The organism is Chryseobacterium oncorhynchi (assembly GCF_002899895.1).
Classification (GTDB): domain Bacteria; phylum Bacteroidota; class Bacteroidia; order Flavobacteriales; family Weeksellaceae; genus Chryseobacterium; species Chryseobacterium oncorhynchi.
The window spans coordinates 1-16918 of the sequence record NZ_PPEI02000012.1; the positions used below are offsets into that span (position 1 = coordinate 1).

15 protein-coding genes are annotated in these 16918 nt (G+C 31.8%); 1 reads left to right on the forward strand and 14 read right to left on the reverse strand.

Annotated elements, in window-relative coordinates:
• Positions 1 to 381 precede the first annotated feature (381 nt).
• Positions 382 to 606 carry a helix-turn-helix domain-containing protein gene (locus tag C1638_RS21510; RefSeq protein ID WP_109623992.1) on the reverse strand — a complete coding sequence of 75 codons (225 nt, stop codon included), beginning with the start codon at positions 604 to 606 and terminating at the stop codon, positions 382 to 384.
• Between the two features lie 216 nt (positions 607 to 822).
• Between C1638_RS21510 and C1638_RS21515 the strand changes: the two genes are divergently transcribed.
• Positions 823 to 1704 (forward strand): lytic transglycosylase domain-containing protein, encoded by an 882-nt coding sequence (locus C1638_RS21515; protein WP_165826577.1) that lies wholly within the window; start codon positions 823 to 825, stop codon positions 1702 to 1704.
• Between the two features lie 275 nt (positions 1705 to 1979).
• On the opposite strand, the gene C1638_RS21520 is transcribed toward C1638_RS21515, so the two are convergent.
• The 13 genes from C1638_RS21520 to C1638_RS21580 form a co-directional block, all read right to left on the reverse strand.
• Positions 1980 to 3449, reverse strand: a complete 1470-nt coding sequence (locus C1638_RS21520; protein ID WP_109623994.1) for a TraQ conjugal transfer family protein — start codon at positions 3447 to 3449, stop codon at positions 1980 to 1982.
• A 12-nt stretch (positions 3450 to 3461) separates the two neighbouring features.
• Positions 3462 to 4040, reverse strand: a complete 579-nt coding sequence (locus tag C1638_RS21525; RefSeq protein WP_123838421.1) for a hypothetical protein — start codon at positions 4038 to 4040, stop codon at positions 3462 to 3464.
• 10 nt (positions 4041 to 4050) lie between these two features.
• Complete coding sequence (locus C1638_RS21530) at positions 4051 to 4731, reverse strand: DUF4138 domain-containing protein (protein WP_109623996.1); 681 nt, start codon at positions 4729 to 4731, stop codon at positions 4051 to 4053.
• Positions 4732 to 4737: 6 nt separating this feature from the next.
• Entirely contained in the window at positions 4738 to 5841 is a 1104-nt protein-coding gene (gene traM, locus C1638_RS21535) for a conjugative transposon protein TraM (protein ID WP_109623997.1), read from the reverse strand.
• On the reverse strand, positions 5831 to 6514 hold the full coding sequence (locus tag C1638_RS21540) for a hypothetical protein (RefSeq protein WP_109623998.1): 684 nt from the start codon (positions 6512 to 6514) through the stop codon (positions 5831 to 5833). The genes traM and C1638_RS21540 overlap by 11 nt, the downstream gene beginning before the upstream one ends.
• Before the next feature lie 6 nt (positions 6515 to 6520).
• The gene (locus tag C1638_RS21545) at positions 6521 to 7333 is read right to left on the reverse strand and encodes a hypothetical protein (protein WP_109623999.1); all 813 of its coding nucleotides are present in this window, start codon (positions 7331 to 7333) and stop codon (positions 6521 to 6523) included.
• Position 7334: 1 nt separating this feature from the next.
• Complete coding sequence (locus tag C1638_RS21550) at positions 7335 to 7814, reverse strand: hypothetical protein (RefSeq protein ID WP_165826578.1); 480 nt, start codon at positions 7812 to 7814, stop codon at positions 7335 to 7337.
• Between the two features lies 1 nt (position 7815).
• Positions 7816 to 10305: a VirB4 family type IV secretion system protein gene (locus C1638_RS21555; protein WP_109624000.1), complete on the reverse strand. Its 2490-nt coding sequence runs from the start codon at positions 10303 to 10305 to the stop codon at positions 7816 to 7818.
• A 12-nt stretch (positions 10306 to 10317) separates the two neighbouring features.
• Positions 10318 to 10605, reverse strand: a complete 288-nt coding sequence (locus C1638_RS21560; protein ID WP_109624001.1) for a hypothetical protein — start codon at positions 10603 to 10605, stop codon at positions 10318 to 10320.
• The gene (locus tag C1638_RS21565) at positions 10605 to 10898 is read right to left on the reverse strand and encodes a hypothetical protein (RefSeq protein ID WP_109624002.1); all 294 of its coding nucleotides are present in this window, start codon (positions 10896 to 10898) and stop codon (positions 10605 to 10607) included. The genes C1638_RS21560 and C1638_RS21565 overlap by 1 nt, the downstream gene beginning before the upstream one ends.
• Before the next feature lie 64 nt (positions 10899 to 10962).
• Positions 10963 to 12624 (reverse strand): type IV secretory system conjugative DNA transfer family protein, encoded by a 1662-nt coding sequence (locus tag C1638_RS21570; RefSeq protein WP_165826579.1) that lies wholly within the window; start codon positions 12622 to 12624, stop codon positions 10963 to 10965.
• A 10-nt stretch (positions 12625 to 12634) separates the two neighbouring features.
• Positions 12635 to 15745 carry a DUF5712 family protein gene (locus C1638_RS21575; protein WP_109624004.1) on the reverse strand — a complete coding sequence of 1037 codons (3111 nt, stop codon included), beginning with the start codon at positions 15743 to 15745 and terminating at the stop codon, positions 12635 to 12637.
• Between the two features lie 4 nt (positions 15746 to 15749).
• Positions 15750 to 16376, reverse strand: a complete 627-nt coding sequence (locus tag C1638_RS21580) for a hypothetical protein (protein WP_109624005.1) — start codon at positions 16374 to 16376, stop codon at positions 15750 to 15752.
• Positions 16377 to 16918 lie beyond the last annotated feature (542 nt).

Sequence of the window (16918 nt, forward strand, 5' to 3'; positions counted from 1 at the left end):
TTCGTAAATGAAATAGGGATAAGGGAAGCCGGCAGAGGGCAATATAAACCCTCAAATTCTGGCGGAATTCTTGCCGGAGGGGAAATGCCAGGGAAGAAAGAATTATGACTGAATTTGTAGCCTTATGAAATAAATAGAAAATTGTAGACAAATTCTTCTTCCAGATCTTGTTCCTGGTTTCCATTTTGTAGACAAAATTTCATGCAGCTGGCCGGATCTGCTTTCTGCAGAAAAAATTTTCGTCTACTTTTTAAATGCGATAGAGATTGAATGGCATGTCTGAAATCCTTTTTGAGAGATAAATAAATATGAAATAAAGTCCAAAGAGATAATCTCTGAAAAAAGATTGAGTAATGATAGCTCAGGTCCCCAGGACATCGCCTAAACATCTTCTTCATTACTAAAATCAAGCTCATTATTTTCATTCATTATGCATGCTAAATGGAAAAGAGTTTTGGCTCCGTAAGCTTCTTTAATCTCCTTTAAGTATTTTTCTATAATACTTAAACTATTAGGCTTAATATTAAGTTCCTGAAACTTTTCAGCTATTTCTTTCTGATTATACCCTTCTTTAAGAAATTTGATAATTCTTCTTTTTGTATTCATACTTCAAAGCTAAAACTGAACTAAAAAAAAAACTTACGGCTTACCGTAATACCAGAAGAAAAGAATATTTTATTTGACTACATTTGCGTATAACTCATTATTCTTTTGAGTTTTTCATGGTTATTAGTTTGAATCCTCGCACATTCGAGGATTTTTTTTGTGCATTTTTTGAAAAATATTTTCTTTAAAAAGTTTAATATATTAAATTTGTGTATGATGAAATTCAAAATTTTACTGGCTATTTTTTTACTCCCTGGCATTTATAAAAGCCAGGAAAGTTTTATTAAATACAATGAATCTTACATAAAAAGTTTGGGAGAGGAAGAAGATATAATTGAGACCTTGGAAGAATCCACATTTAAAGAAAGATTTCATTTTCTAAGTGCTAATACTCCGTTACCAATAGATTATAATGATGTTACTTATACTTACGTAAAAAAGTATCTCTCTTACCGTTGGTACGGTAAAATAATAGGGCTATCTACTTATTATTTCCCTTTATTTGAAAAAAAATTGGCTCAATACGGAATGCCATTAGAACTAAAATATCTAGCTGTAGTAGAAAGTGCTTTAAATCCTCGTGCCGGTTCATGGGCGGGAGCTAAAGGATTATGGCAGTTTATGCCGGCAACCGGGGGGCAATATGGTATAAAGCAAAACGATTATATTAATATATTCTATGACCCTGTAGGAAATACAGATTCAGCAGTTCGATATTTAAAAGATTTATACTTGCAGTTGGGAGATTGGAACCTGGCCATATCGGCCTATAATTGTGGTGCAGGGAACGTAAGAAAAGCAATAAAAAAAGCAGGAAGCAAAAATTATTGGAAAGTACGACCATACCTACCAAAAGAGACACAAGCTTATGTCCCTTCTTTTATAGCTGTAAATTATTTATTTAATTTTTATAAGCTCCACAATATAAGACCTAATTACTTTAAGTATTCATTTTTGGATATGCGTATAATTAGAACTAATGAAGCAACTTCTTTTCAAGCTTTAGGAAAAGAGTTCAATTATGATCTAGTAAGATTTGCAAACCCTCAATTTACATCTAATTACATTCCGAAAGGCTCAATAGTTTATGTAAAATAAGCTATTTCTTTGGACTTTATTATTAAAATTTTTTTTTTACAAGACGATAGCCGGATTTCTCCGGCTATCAATAGTAATTTACTGCTTAACTCTAATGAGAAAATTAAGCACTACAAAACTACTCTTTATATAATTAAAGTTAGTATAAAAAAAAGTCCGAGTTTCCCCGGACTGTGTAGTAAATTTAAAATTAATTAGTAAATACTAAAAAGTATATTAAAAAATTAATTTACTCAAATATACAAATTAATTTTAATAAGTACAAATTTTAAATTTTATAGAACAACTGCTGTTCCTGTAACTGTTTTTTCTACAGTTGCATTATTGGAATTTGTAGCTTCCATTTTGACTACAATATTACTAAAGTTAACTCCACTAGGGGCATTACTATAGACCAGTAAATCTGATATTGATAAGTTCTGATCTTGAACTTCATATGTATTTGTGCCATTGGATACATTTTCATTTAAAACTCTTTGCCAGTGACCAATAACGTTTCCACTACCATTAACAATATCTAAATCTATTGTGTACTTCATTTTAGTTATAGTGGTGCTTCCTCCTGATACAACTTTAAAGGTTCTTTTAAATGTTTTATGGAAGATGTTAGCACTTCCTACACCTATTATTGCATAGACACCAATTTCTGCTCCTGCGCCACCTACAAACTGTAACTGAGCATCTACTGAAATGTTGAAAGATTTTACATCAGATTCATTTCCAAATTCATCCTGAAATTGAATATTATAGGTGTATGTTCCTACCTCAATTGCATTAAAGTTCAAGCTGAAGGCTCCGTTTGCTCCTAATGCAAAAGGGGTATAAACATTATTTGTATTCTGAATACCATTTGCATTGTTATTGGAAGAAGCACTAATCCACGTTTTATATTTTACAGAAGTATTAGGCGTTACAGGAGTCTTTTTGACTACTCCAATTAAACTCATTTGAGTATTAGGAATAACATTAAGAGCATTAATATTCATAGATTCAATGACAATTTTTCTTGCAATTACGGTCTGCTGAATGTTGTAGTTCTTACTTACCGTTGCATTTTTAATATCATAATCAAGTGCGCCCTGGCCAACCTGGTTAGTAGCTAAAGTAACTGTAAAGCTGTTTAAGTTAGGCAATGGGTAAAATTGACCTGTTTGAACTGCTACGCCATTTAACTTAATAGTTCCATTATAAGAATTGAATTTAATCTCATATCCGGTTGTAGGCTGTCCTGCTGAAGGAACAACTTTCATTACATATGGTGTTTCATCAGACTGATAAATATCTGCTGTTCCGCCTGTATAAGTGTGGGTAAATTCTGAAATTCCATACTTCAGGGAAATTTCTTCATCCTTAGAAAACCCTTTTGAATTTTTTACGGAAATTTTTATAAGGTGATCTCCTGCAACATTTCCGGTATATTCAAAAATATTATCCTTGTTAGTAAATGTGTATTCCTGATTAGGATTTAATACCTGGCCATTCAATTTTAAAACCCCATTTAAATTAGTTGTAAATTTAAAGGTAGTCTGAATTGATTGGAAATTATAATTAGGCTTAATATTGAACTTCACCTGGTTGGTTTCTCCAACTGCTTTTTCTATAAAATAGGAATCTTTTTCAATGGTAAACCCAAATTGTCCTCCGTTACCGTCTTCCCAGTCTCCATCTTCAGAACATGAATTAAAAGAAAATGTTGTAAATGCTATTGCAAAAAAGACTGCAAGTAATTTTAATATTTTTTTCATAATTGTAATTTTTTAGTCGATATAATATTTAAGTCCTCCAAATAAAGCGTAATTGGATTTTGAAAATTTGGATTTAAGGTCGTAGAATTGGGTGTAGTTTGCAACTAAAGATAGTTTGCGTACTAAAACTACTTCTATTTCTGCTGAACCTGTTACTCCATAAGTAAAACCTGTTACTTTTTCAGGAATTAAGGCTCCATATAAAGGATCTCTGTCTGATCCGTCATTTACTTTCTCATAAGCTCCGAATGCTCCTACATAAGCATTTAAAAATACTGGATAAAGTCCTTCATAGCTATAACCGGCAGAAACATTTAAGCCGTATTTCTCATAGGGTAAAAACTGATTTCCTGTATATCCAACCTTAGTTTTTTGATAAAACCCTTCTATTTTTCCTAAAAATCCTTTATCACCAATAACTCGGTTATAACCTGCTATGGCCATAAAAGACTCTTTTTTAATAGAATCGCTTGCTGATACAGGCATATATCCATAAGTGGCGTGAATACCTGATTGATTAGCTCTCCTTCCCTGGCCAAATGCTGATATAGTGATGAAAAATATTGCTAAGATTAAAAATTTTGTCTTCATAATTGGTGTTTTAATTAACATACTCTGCTGATAAGATATAAGTCGGTTTTACTTCTAGTTTTAAACTTCTTTCCCCTTCGTTTTCATCGACTATTGCAAATAAGGTCTTATTCTCATTGATCGTAAATTTATCGAAGACAAAAACAAGTTTCTGAGTAGATTTCTTTGCTATGGTTTCCGGCTGATTACTGTAGATAGGAAGAAATATTTTTTCTTCAGTATCAAAGTCAACTCCCTTCTTTTTTAATGGGCTAGTAATGAAAGAAATGTTCTGAATATCATAATTAATATTACTTCTATTAGATATTTCTAGCATTACAAATATTTTTCCATTAGCAGAGTAAACACCCTTAACGAAGCCTTCTACCCCTCTCACTAATGCAGAATTTCTGTTATTTATCCAACCTTTTTTCTTTAAGATCTTTTCTGCTGTTTTTTCATAATCAGGCTTTTCTGTAATAACAGGAGCTTTTGGCTCTTCCTTTACAGGTTCTTGTAAGACTTCAGGTTTAACTTCAGCTACCTGCTTTTGTTCTTCAAATGGTACTGCTGTACTTGCTGTAACATTCGTTGTTGATTTCTTCTTTACAGAAGTTTTTTTAACCGGTTTCTTGTAAATTCTCTTTTTAGTGTGTTGAGAATAGCATAATATGCTACCTACAAGAAAAATTGAAATTGCGATTTTTCTCATTTTAAATTATTTATAAATTACTATTGTTGTTTCAATATTCCCGGAAAGGGAAATTTTATTTGCTTTACTGCCAGAGCCTCCCCCGGAAGCTCTGCTTATTATTCCACCCACAACAGGTATTCTTCCTCCTACTTGTCTTATGGCTTCATCTTTTATTATTCCCCCAGTACTCTGACCGGAACCTGAATTATCATTTGCTTTTAATGGAAGACCTTCTTCACCATCATACCCTAAAATTTTTCCTGAGACAGAATATGTTTTACCATTAGCCTTAATTGTATTTATTTTAGCTAAAACTCTGTCATTTTCCAACTTTATAGAACCAATGGCATAAGATTTCCCTTTTTGTATTGTTTCACCATTTAAGGTGAAGTTTTCTAAGATTACAAAAGATATACTTCTGTTATTGCTTGCTTCTCCTTGGGAGATAAGTTTTGACTTTACCTGAGCTAAAACAATACTCTTTTTTTCTTCATAAGATGGAAATACAGGTTCTTTATATGCCGGTTCCGATTGATAGCTGTTAACTTCACTATAAGAGGGAGAAGAGCTTTGACGTGTAGGTGTTGCCGATGGCTCTACAGGTCTTTTTTTGCTTGAATATCCAATTTTACTATTAGATGGTTCTTTGTTCTGCCACATTGAATAATCACCATATACATTATGAGAATTGGAGGGCGTAGAAGAAGTAGTACCAGAAGAACTACTCGAGCTCGAACTTGGAACAGGGCTTTGTTCAATTCCTTTTCCGCTTCCTAATTCAGATAGTTGCTTATCTAATTGTGTAAAATCAGGATCTCCATTTGCCTGACCGTTTTCATCTGAAGGGGTAAAGGTATACTCTAAACTATTTGATGATTGCTCCGGAGATTTTGGGTTTAATGCATCTAGCTTACTATTATACTTACTTTGTTCAGCTTCAGGATTGGTAAATTCAGTTACTTCTTCTGTTTTCTCTTCACTTGTGTAATTTGTAATTCCATAAAACATTACTCCTATAATAACTAATCCAAAAACCCCAATAGCTACGTACTTATTTCTTTCTTCAGGAGAAATGTTTTTTAAGTCAAACTTACTTTTCTTATTTTTTTTAGTTGGGCTATTTTCCATATTCTTTAGGATTTTGAATTGTTTCTTCTTCAGAAGCTTTTACCTCTTCTACAGCAGGTTCCGACTTAACGTCTACTTTCTGTAAGTTTTCAGAGAATTGTGTAATTAGTAAGCCGTATGGATTATAAGGATAATTTCTATTTACTTTTTCCATTCTTAGTTTGATAGTACTATTATAAAACTCTGAAATCCCGCCATTAATTCTTTGAATCCTTACAACAAATTCAGCGTTATAAGGGGCCTCTTTTGATACTTTTAAAGTCTGCTGAAGTATTTCTGCATTTTGTGTAAGACCTGCTATGGATAAAAATTCGTCAAAATATCCTTTAGCAGATCTATCTTTAATGATTTTTGTAGGCTGTTCTCCTACTAGCCATAGAACACGCTCCCTTTTTCTTTTCATAGAATACGCATCCAAATTGTAATACTGCTCTACAAAATACTCGAGGTTTGCCTTCGCCTGGATAAGTTCTGCATTTTGTATATCAAGCTTTTTGAGTGGAATTAATTCTCCTTTTTCATTGATACTATAAATATTGTTAGTACTGTCTTTGTATACAGTAAAAGCAAAGTATAATGAGCCTAAAATACATGATATGGCAACCAAACCTATTACCCATACAGTAGTATTATTTTTCTTTAAAACCTCGTAAAAATTCTCTCCTAATTTCATAATCTATTATTGAAACATTCCTGTTATATAACTTGTAACCACTCCAAAAAGCTTAATTTTTATAGTGAAGGTTACTATCATTGCGACTAAAATACCGGCACTAAAAATTGAGCCATCTATTGTATTTCCCATTACTCCATAAGTTCCCCCGCCTGTATTAAATTGTGCCATTATTGTAGATTGCAAAAGTTCTGCAATATTTATAATTCCTATATATCCTATGCCTAATATAAAAACTCCTATGTATCTTAAAATCCAAGTGGAAAAAAGTTTAGATGTTCTTGAATCTGTTGATAATGCAACTGCTAAAGGAAAAAGAAATTGTAATAATTTTAATATAAATATTCTTTGAACTAAATAAGAAGCTGTGATACTTAAATCAGCAAGCTTACAAAGCCCCCCTATAATCCAGGTGAAAATTAAGGTAACAATTATGATTATGTTCCCAAAAAAAGCCCCCATATAGTCCCATACGTCCTCCGCTCCGGCAAAAATATTATCCATTTTTTGCGCTACCTGATCATTAAGATTTCCAAATAAATCAGAGGAAGTTGTACTCATTGTAGCATCCACACCTGCAAATACTTGTTCAATTGAAGTCATAATCCAATCTGAACTCATTACTATTAAACCATAGCCGAAAAGGGCCATAATATTACCAATCTTTGGGTCTTTGGAATCAAAGTCTTTTGAAAAAGCTTCTAAAATCCTAAATATTAGTAAAGCAAATGCCAGTACTTTAGCCCCTGCGAAAGAATATTTAAAAATATTGGTAGCAGAGAGCGCTTTTGTCAGTTCATTTATAAATTCAAAATCCATATTATTGTAAGTATGCTGAAAGTTTTGATTTCTTTATGAAGATCTTTCTACGTTCTGTTGTCAGCAAATCAAGCCTTTCTTTATCCGTCATTTTAAAAAAATCATTGGTTAGTACTTTATTAACAAAAGTAACCCCACCGCTTAGAGAATTTAAAAGCTGTGATACGTTAGTTAAAACTCTCTTCCTTGTATTCGGATTCTTAATTCTTTGAGCATCATTTTTAACTCTTGTTGCAATAGAAATAGATTCTTTATACATTCCTGTGATTTCAGTTATTGAAGACACATCACGTACATACCCATTAACCTTGTTTAAAGTCTCCTGAGCTTTTTTCATATACTCTAATGATTTTTCGAGTTGTGAAATCTGCTGAGAAGTATTAGAGATTTGGGTACTCATATTAGCTGCATTAGTAGCATCAAAGGTGAGACTAGCACCCATTTGAGCAAATCCTAAGAATGGCATTAAAATTAAGGCCATGTTAAAAAGTTTCTTTTTCATATCTATAATTTTTTGTTAATCTTTTAATACTCGAAATAGCTTCCTCTTCATCTACCTTTCTACTTTTAATATTATCTCTTAATTCCTCAAACTTGGGTTGATTTTCTATCATTACATGAATAGCTTCTTCCATATCTCCTACTATATCATAGGTTTTCAATAATAGATCATTCATTGCTCCTTCTGTTTGATATGCCCAATATACTTGTGGTGGTACTTCTAAATTATATACCTGGTGGCTTTCACCACGTAACAAGAATAGTTGAGAATATTTTCTTACTCCGCTAAAATCTTTTTTTATAGAAGACATTTGATAATAAGCATGTTCAGAAAGTTTAAATCTCTCCTGAATTGCTCTGAAGTCTTTTGCTCCTAACACATAAAGAATTTGTGTGTTTTCAATAATTGCATCTGACAGCTGATTGTCGGGTAATTGACTTACTGATTGCAGTATAATTCCAATACTTCCGTTTTGCTTCCTGATAGCCTGGTAGAACCATTGAATTCTCCGCAACATGCCATCCCATTTTAACTGTTCTGCAACTTCATCAAATAAAATTACTCCCCTGGTTGCTTTATCCTGCCAAATCATCTTATCAATAGTTGTAGAAATAAGCTGAAGCATGATCGAAAGAAGTAACTTATTACCCCGGATTGCGTCTAGTTCAAATACAATAATATTCTTTTCATAAAGATCAGTTCCAAATGTTGGTTTTGATTCATCATATAGAAAAGCATAGGGGCCATTATCAACAAATTCAGACATCAATAGAACGAATTCATCAGCGTTAAAAAATTCTTTCTGAATTTCTAAAAGCTGAATTATCTCTTCTTTATCTATCATAAATGATCTGATAAATGAAGGTAATGAGTGGCCTTGTTTTATATTAGAATAATATAATTCTACAATTCTCCTTAATACAGCTCGTTCTTGTTCTGATATAGAGATATCCCTACGGAAATGAACTGCAATAAATTCTACTAATTCATCAATTTTTGCAGTAGTAAGCTTTTCGCCCTTTCTAAGCTCAAACGGATTTACTCCCAGATTATCACCTTCTTTATAAGTGATATAAGCTATGTCATTAGGAAATAAAGCTTCAAGCTTTCTATAAGACCCCCCTAAATCTATTATTACCTGTTTTGCTCCATCGGAATAGTGATGAGTAATAATATGGTTTGCTGTAAATGATTTTCCTCCACCTGTTGGCGAAAGAATAAAGAAGTTTCTTGCATCCACATATTGTTTTTCTTCATCCCAAACGTCAACTGTAACCGGAACCATTCCTTTCAACCTTGAATTTAATCTAAGCCCTTCTTTATCATCATTATATTTTCCTGTACAAATAAGGAAAGATGAAAACACCTCTAAATTAGCTATGTAAAAATGATCTTCTACAAATAAATGCGCATTCAAAGGATATGAATATTCATATAGAGCTGTAAGATTTTCTCCGTATGGCCTTTCCGGTTTAATATCTATATCTTTAAATCTCTCTGATACTGCATCTACTCTGTTTTCAAGTTCTAATTCAGAGTTGGCAAAAATAACGACATTATTATGCGCTCTTACAATTCTTTCCGTATCCGAATGCTTGGCCATTTCTTTAAGCATATCTCCGGTCTGTTCTGCCCAGAACTCATTCGTTTTATCGAACCTTCTAAATTTATAAAGATCATCATGATTTTTCTTTGCATTATCATAATGATGTTTATTATCATCAATGACAGCAATTTGATTATAGATGTGTGTAAAGCCTAAATCATAGCTGAAATTATCTCCGTAATTTTTAAAGAACTTTACTTTATCATTGGTTAATTCTCCATCACCCCTACACGACAATAATTTTTCAGGGAATTTATTCTCCTGGGGGAATTTAAGTAGGGTAGCAAACTTACTCCCTACTTTTAAATAATCCCACTCATTACGAATATCTACACTGTACTCTGTATTTAATCCTCCATTAATATAATCATAGTAATTTTCAAGGTATTCCTTTGAAAGAGGAACTATTTTAAATCCATTATTACCACTTACCTTTATAGATTTTAAATAGGCTACAGACTGATTAACCATTGTCTGAAAATTTTTAATTTTCTCGTCAAAATCAGTAAACATTTTTTTTTGCGGTGGACGGATTGGATTTTTCAACTTTGAAAGTTGTATTGAAGTATTAGGCAGAATAAAAAAGATGTTTGTATAATGAGATAGATATTCTATACCATTAAAGTACTCCTTAGTACTATGCTCTAAAAAATTTCGATCATGAAACTTTGAAGCATCAAATTTTTCTTCTGAAAAAATATCCTGTTTAAAGAATATAGTTCCTGTAGGTAAATCTCTAAGAGCTTTACTCCAATAGTCATTTAATAAATCGAAATCACTTTCACCTAAAGAATATTTCTCCGGCATGTGAACTCGGAACCCCAATGCAAAGCTCCCCTGCGCTCCTAGCAAAAAATTTTCCATACGTCTAAATGTTTACTTGATTTTTTTTGTGTTTTTTCTAGTCAATGAAGAAATTTCAGTAGGAAACTTTTCATTGAAAATCTTCTTCATTAAACTTTCATTACTAATAACCAATTTCGTAAAAACGAGACTAAGACCATTAATAATTAAAATACAGATTACTTTCACCCAACTAAAACCTGTTGTCAAGGTCAATAATGAAATACCTGCTATTCCCAAGAATAAATAAAAAGCATTAGGCGAAAATCCGTGTATTTCCGGCTTTCTTCTTATATTTTTATAATTCCTGATCTCCTTCATTACAATGAAACGTTTTTAACTACCTGATAAGCACCAATAATAAAGAATACGGCTAATAAATACCACCCTACAATCTTTAAGGCAGCTAAGACATCCTTACTGTCATTATATTCATTAAGAGCCTTCCATCCTACCCAAATTAGAGCAATAGCTGCAACAATAGGAAAAGCCTTTACTAATTCGGCTAATATCTTATTTCCCCCGGATGCTAGTCCCAAATCCTGTGCATTCATAAATGAAGCGGATAAAACAAATAATGTTAGGCTAGCCTTTTGATAAAAATTTTTGTTCATATTGTATAATTTTAAAATTTTTGTTTCTTTTTGATTTTACAAATATATTAAAAAGTTTAATATATTAAACTTTTTTTTCGCTTGAAATTCCAATTTGTTCTGCAAATAAATTTATTTCTTCTATAATATTCACATAGTTATCTATCATTTTCTTTTTCATATCCACTTTTTCAGGCAGTGGCTGTACTTCTATGTTATATTTAGGAAATTTTATCAGTTCTGCTCTTCCCCCGCCTATGTAAGCAAACTTACCTGGTGTAAACTTAGTGAACTCATGCGCCCTAACTTTAGGAACCTCTTTTTCACTGGTGGTTTTGGAAGACGAATTTTGCCCTGTTGTTTTTGAATGGGTTTTGATTTTTTTAGGTTCAAAGTACTGTTCATAAAATTTCCCTGTGTCCGGATCGTTTGCCCTACCAAAGAATAGAGTAGAAAGATTGGCCAGGATTGCTTTGAATCCATCCCTGGAATATTGGATTACGGCTTGTGAGATATCCTGCGCACAATAGACAGTTACTATCTTAAAACTTGCCATTGTTGCTGAAATTCGAGCCATGTTTCTTAGTTTTATTGTAGGAGCTTCATCTAACAAAATGAATGCCGGGTCTTGATTCCTTACCATCATCTGTTTAGTAATGGTATGTATGATTGTAGCTAAAAACGGAGTTAAAGCTTCTTCTGACTTAGGCTCATTGAGAATTGAAAGAATTGTCTTATTATCTTTTGAGTTAACGTTCAGGTCAATGTCATTACCTGTTAATGCCCAAAAAGACTCCGGGAATGATATTTTTCTCAATGCGTTGGCCAGAGTTGCTACAACAGCTGCCGTTTGTTTTTCAGAAGCCAACCCTAATATAAAGGCTGAAGCTTGAATCTTAACTCTTTTATCATCTATTAGAAAATTTTTCAGTCCCAAAAAGGTATCATAAGCGTCTTCCTGAAGACCTTTAGCCCCTTCTTCCTGTTCTACCTTTAAAGAAAAATCTACTGATAAAATAAAGGCAATTACATGAGGAATTGTACAGTAATGTTGATAGTACAATGAAAATTTGAGTATTAATGCACTCAAAAGGCTTCCTGCTGTTTCATAGAAAAAACTATTTTCTCCTTTCTCTGTACCTGCCAGGTTATCCAAAATTACTTGTGTTACTGCGGTTACTTCTTTTTCATCATCTAAGTACTTTGGATTTATAGGATTAAGTCTTACACTAATATCAGGTCTATGAATAGCAAATATTTTAACTCTCTCTCCAAAAAGTGGAATACATATTTCCGTTAATTCTCCATTTTTATAATCATATACCAAGCCTGAAAAAGACCATTCTGCAAAATGCATTAAAAGACTATAAATTACGGAAGCTGTTTTACCACTTCGTGAAGCTCCAAAAACTCCTACTCCTGCAAAAATATTTCTTATGGTTATGGTTTTGCTTCCTAATTTTAATTTTACATCAATCACCGGTTCAGGTGGTGCTTCATACTTGGAAGCTCCGATAATCAACCCTAATATAAAAGCAGGACCAAAACCGAAAGGAAGTAATCTTGGAACAAATGACAGCTTAAAATAATGATGCATAACTGCTCCAAATACCAATATGAGGGAAAAACTTATAATGGCTTTATTTCCACGGTATGCGGAGATAATATAGGCCAAAAGTCCTACTACAAAATAGATCATCAAAAAGATGATAATAATTTCTTTATTAAAAAATGCGGGTATATTCATATTCATATTATTAATAATGTATTCCTTTATCTACTACTAAATTTTTAACCATTTTTACAGCCTTAATTACTAAGTCTAACTTACTTTTTGGAAAGCTTGTTGGTATAGGAACCGGCATCAGTTCACTTTTTATTTTTTGTATGGGGTTCAATTCATTTTTTACAGTATTCATGCCGGTATGCTTCATAATTTCCTTTTTGATTTCTCCTTTTAACATTCCCTTTGCTCTGGTCGCTACTTTTTCGGAGAGACCTTTTTTCTGCTGATTTAAGTAAGCGTATTTTTCTTTCTCCGGTCTATTATATTCAAATTTTTCATCAAAAATCTTCTCTACATTCTTTGAAAATTCATCCCTATTAAAACCGACCTTCGCACCATTGTTTACCTGGCCATCTTTTTGATTAGCATTCGGAGACATAGAAACTTTATCCTTTGGATTAATACTCGTTTTATCATGACGAGAAACAACAATATGAGAATGGTAATTTAATCCTCCTTTTTTTAGTCCTTCAGTGATAATTTCCCCTGTGTACTTATCTTTAAGAAGTTGCTTTTCCAGGTCGCCAATTTTCATTTTATCAAAAGGATTTTTACTTTCTTGATATTCTTTGATTTTAGCCAGGATAGGTTTGTTTTTAATAACAGCCTTATCCTTATGATTATATTTCCTTTCGGTTTCTATTTTAGCATAATACATAAGGTCTTTCCCAGTAATTTTTCTTTTTGTTGTATCAAAACCTTTCTCTTTCCACACTTCATTTTTTATATCATCTTTTACGTTTCCAAATTCTTTGGTTATTCCAAATTTAACAGCAGTTTCTACCTTATTATCAAGTTTATATTTTTCGATATAAAACTGATCTCCTTCCTGCTTTAAGTCAGATTCTTTTATTGAAAACTTAATAGGCTCTGACAATCCTGGAGCATCTGCATAGAAAACAAAATTTTTATAGCTTTCTTCCTTATGTTTTTTGTCTTCAGTTTCTACTTTTGAAAAGTCAATTTTTACAATTTGCTTCCTTTCATTATCTCTTTCTATAGCTTTGTCTAACAGCTTGTTAATCTCTTTTTCATTTTTAAAATAGATTCCCTTTTCATCTGATTGACTAATAAGCTTATTATTAACCCATAATCTTACTTCTTCCTGCCTGTTTTCAGGTTTATAGGCAATCATTGTCGAATTATTTTTAGCTTCGACTATTGAAGCTTGCACAAAGTAATTTTCCGTTTTAGACTGTTCCTGGAGTACCTGTTTTTCTACTAAGAAATTTTTAAACCTACTCTCTATCTCTTTATTTTTTAGGAAGTCTTTTGCTTCCAACATTTCTTTATTTACATTCTCCTTTATTTTTTCAAAATCTTTAGGAAACTCTTTCTCTGCTTGGCGGATAATATGTTTTTCTAACTTATGTTCTAATAGTGCCTTCTCCATTGTAAAACTACCATTAGGAGCCTTTAATACATCTTCATATTGCACGTTAAAAGTAAGCGGTTCTTTTAAGCCTGGATTATCAAAAGAGAACTGAAGACTTTCCGAATTTTTAATAAATTTTTCTCGATGGCTTTCCAGTTCCTGGAACTCTGAAAATTCTACTTTATTTTCACTCTCTTTATCTAACAGCTCCTGTATTTTATGCTCGTAAAAATCAGAGATCATCTGAAGATTTCCGTTTTCATCTCTTGTAAGCTCTCCACTCTCTTTATCTGTTACCGAAAATTTTCCGGCCCAAATTTGGGCCGGTTCCTTCAGCCTTTCATCATCTATTAATAAAAGCAAAGCTTTATCACTTTCTGCAAGTATTTCTGATTTTATACTTGTTTTATCATTCCAATTACTAATAGAAAATCCCTTTCTTTCAGGTAAATAACCTTTTTCTACTAAATAATTATTAAAGTCTACTGAAGCTTTTATATTAAGCTTTTTAAACTCTTCTTTACTAGGAACTTTGTCAGGGTACAGATAAAATTCTTCTCCTTTTTCATTAATACCTTTAGAAATATCAAAATTTTTCTCCTTCAGTACTTTATCTAATTTTTCCTTTTTAATATCTGCTAGCTCTTTTCCTAATATTTGGCTTTTTACTTCATAAACTTTATTATCATATACACTTTGTGGAATATGGCAAATACCGTTCTTTACTTCAAATTCATCCTTATTAAAATAAAGCTTCAGATCTTTATCAAAACTTTCCCATTTCTCAGTAATTAATACCTTTTCCTCTCTGATAAAATCGGTAAAATAATCAGAACTCTCTTTAACAAGTCCGGGAATCTCAATTTGTTCTCTTTTAGACTTTTCTTTATCAATAATAGTATTATACTTATCTGAATAGTATTCATCATCAATAAAAAGTTTATCTGCTTCAATTTTATATTTACCTTCAGGAACAAATAGATCTATATTTTTATCAATATCAGCGGAATAAAAAGTGAAGATCTTCCCGTGTGGATATTCTTGTTTTACTTTGAATTTATCCAGGGTTGTAAAATCAGTTTCAGATTTTTCTTTTCCTAATTGAATTCCCTTTTCCTTCAGAAATTGATTGTACCTTTCTTCAATAAGAGGTTTCATATCTTTTCTTTCCGAATCTGTGGGCAAAGCATCCTGATTAGCGTAAATTTCCCTGTCCATTAACCTGGCATACTCTTCCATGATATCCTGAGTATAAAGCTTCATTTGAATTTTCATCAATTGATCTTTTTGCTCATTATAGAAATCTAATGCTGTCTGATCTCCTTCTATATTTTCTAAAACTAAACCTCTATTTTTTAATTCGTCCAGAGCTATCATTTGCATGTGTTCAAGTTCTTGCTGACTAGGACTTATGTTTAGCATATAAAAATTACTGGCTGATAGATTTTGAGTACCTCTATTTGCATCTAATTTTGAAGAAGCTTCATAGACATTAACTTTAGAATTTGGGTCTTCAAGATCATAAGGATTATAGTCCTGATTAAAAAAATATTCTACAGAGTTTGGATTAATTTCATCCTCTTTCCCCTCTAAAATTAGATGCTCATTTTCTATTTTTTTCTTCTCATTTTCCTTATCTAAATATTGAATTATATTAGAAGAAGATTGCGATTTTGAAGCATCATGAGAGACTATTTTTACATGCATTTTTTTAGCTTAGATTTTTTAATTCTTCCCATTCTTCAGCAGACAGATTTACAATAATTCTTTCCTTAGATAGCATCCCTCCTGTTTCAACTTTTGAATTATTAAAAATCTTAAACAAGGCTTGTTTTTGAGCTTCATATTTTCCGTAAATTTCTTTAAACTTTTCATCCTTATTTGATATGTCACTGCTAGGCTCTTCCACTTTTGAAATTTCTTTTTCTTCAGATTTTATATGAGAATTAAGAGGATTATCCACTTTTGGGGAATTTAATTTTTCTTCTACTATTCTATCAAATCCTAAATCTCCCAATTTATCTAAAGTATTCAACTTTTGAAGAAGCGGTTTGAAATAATCCTTCTCAACTCCCCCTACCCATTTTCGGAGAGAGGAATTATTTGAGATAATTTTATCTTCGTGACTTTGAAATTTTGCCAGGATTCTATTTTCAAGATCTATTAATCCTTTCTTATAGTCACCTATATAATCTTCTCTTAAATTGATCTCATTTCTTATAATAAATACAGCACATGTTTTTACTGTTGTATCATATGTTTTAAGCCCAAATTTAGCCTGAATATCATCCAGTAGCCCTTTGGTATCATCAGTTAGTTTTATAGTAGTATTTAGCATAGTATAACTTTTTTACTACCACAAATATACTTTTAAATTGTTTAAAAATAGAATGTTATAATATTTTTAACTTAAAAAAGTATACTAAAGTATACTAAAAGTATACTAGCAAATAATATAAAATAATTAAAATACTATAAACCAAACAGATACAAACCACTATTTTTTAAATCGTGGTTTCCTCTTGCTTCTCCAAAGATGGCCCGATTTTCGGCCCTTTTTTTGGAGCCAGGGCTTCGCCCAGTCAGAAAAAAATCCGGAATAAATAAAAATAAAGTCCAAAGAGATAGCTTACAAATTTTGATTTAAAAAAATACTTCCTGGTAACTTAAGGACTATATATTTTTTCACTCAGCAATAAAATAAAACTAGATCATAATACTTCCTCTTTATAGAAAAAGAGTTTCAACTCATGAAATTTTTAGAAGCTATTTTTCGACCGGAACCTGAGCTATATTTCGCTCAACTCTTCTTTCTTCAGTTCCAATTATTCGCAAAAAAAAAAGCCTGATCTTTACAAATCAGGCTTTCACAATTTCCAA

What these genes read in the sequence shown, in the direction of transcription:
- C1638_RS21510 (WP_109623992.1), bottom strand. Translation starts at nt 606, where the DNA reads ATGAATACAAAAAGAAGAATTATCAAATTTCTTAAAGAAGGGTATAAT.
- C1638_RS21515 (WP_165826577.1), top strand. Translation starts at nt 823, where the DNA reads ATGAAATTCAAAATTTTACTGGCTATTTTTTTACTCCCTGGCATTTAT.
- C1638_RS21520 (WP_109623994.1), bottom strand. Translation starts at nt 3,449, where the DNA reads ATGAAAAAAATATTAAAATTACTTGCAGTCTTTTTTGCAATAGCATTT.
- C1638_RS21525 (WP_123838421.1), bottom strand. Translation starts at nt 4,040, where the DNA reads ATGAAGACAAAATTTTTAATCTTAGCAATATTTTTCATCACTATATCA.
- C1638_RS21530 (WP_109623996.1), bottom strand. Translation starts at nt 4,731, where the DNA reads ATGAGAAAAATCGCAATTTCAATTTTTCTTGTAGGTAGCATATTATGC.
- traM (WP_109623997.1), bottom strand. Translation starts at nt 5,841, where the DNA reads ATGGAAAATAGCCCAACTAAAAAAAATAAGAAAAGTAAGTTTGACTTA.
- C1638_RS21540 (WP_109623998.1), bottom strand. Translation starts at nt 6,514, where the DNA reads ATGAAATTAGGAGAGAATTTTTACGAGGTTTTAAAGAAAAATAATACT.
- C1638_RS21545 (WP_109623999.1), bottom strand. Translation starts at nt 7,333, where the DNA reads ATGGATTTTGAATTTATAAATGAACTGACAAAAGCGCTCTCTGCTACC.
- C1638_RS21550 (WP_165826578.1), bottom strand. Translation starts at nt 7,814, where the DNA reads ATGGCCTTAATTTTAATGCCATTCTTAGGATTTGCTCAAATGGGTGCT.
- C1638_RS21555 (WP_109624000.1), bottom strand. Translation starts at nt 10,305, where the DNA reads ATGGAAAATTTTTTGCTAGGAGCGCAGGGGAGCTTTGCATTGGGGTTC.
- C1638_RS21560 (WP_109624001.1), bottom strand. Translation starts at nt 10,605, where the DNA reads ATGAAGGAGATCAGGAATTATAAAAATATAAGAAGAAAGCCGGAAATA.
- C1638_RS21565 (WP_109624002.1), bottom strand. Translation starts at nt 10,898, where the DNA reads ATGAACAAAAATTTTTATCAAAAGGCTAGCCTAACATTATTTGTTTTA.
- C1638_RS21570 (WP_165826579.1), bottom strand. Translation starts at nt 12,624, where the DNA reads ATGAATATACCCGCATTTTTTAATAAAGAAATTATTATCATCTTTTTG.
- C1638_RS21575 (WP_109624004.1), bottom strand. Translation starts at nt 15,745, where the DNA reads ATGCATGTAAAAATAGTCTCTCATGATGCTTCAAAATCGCAATCTTCT.
- C1638_RS21580 (WP_109624005.1), bottom strand. Translation starts at nt 16,376, where the DNA reads ATGCTAAATACTACTATAAAACTAACTGATGATACCAAAGGGCTACTG.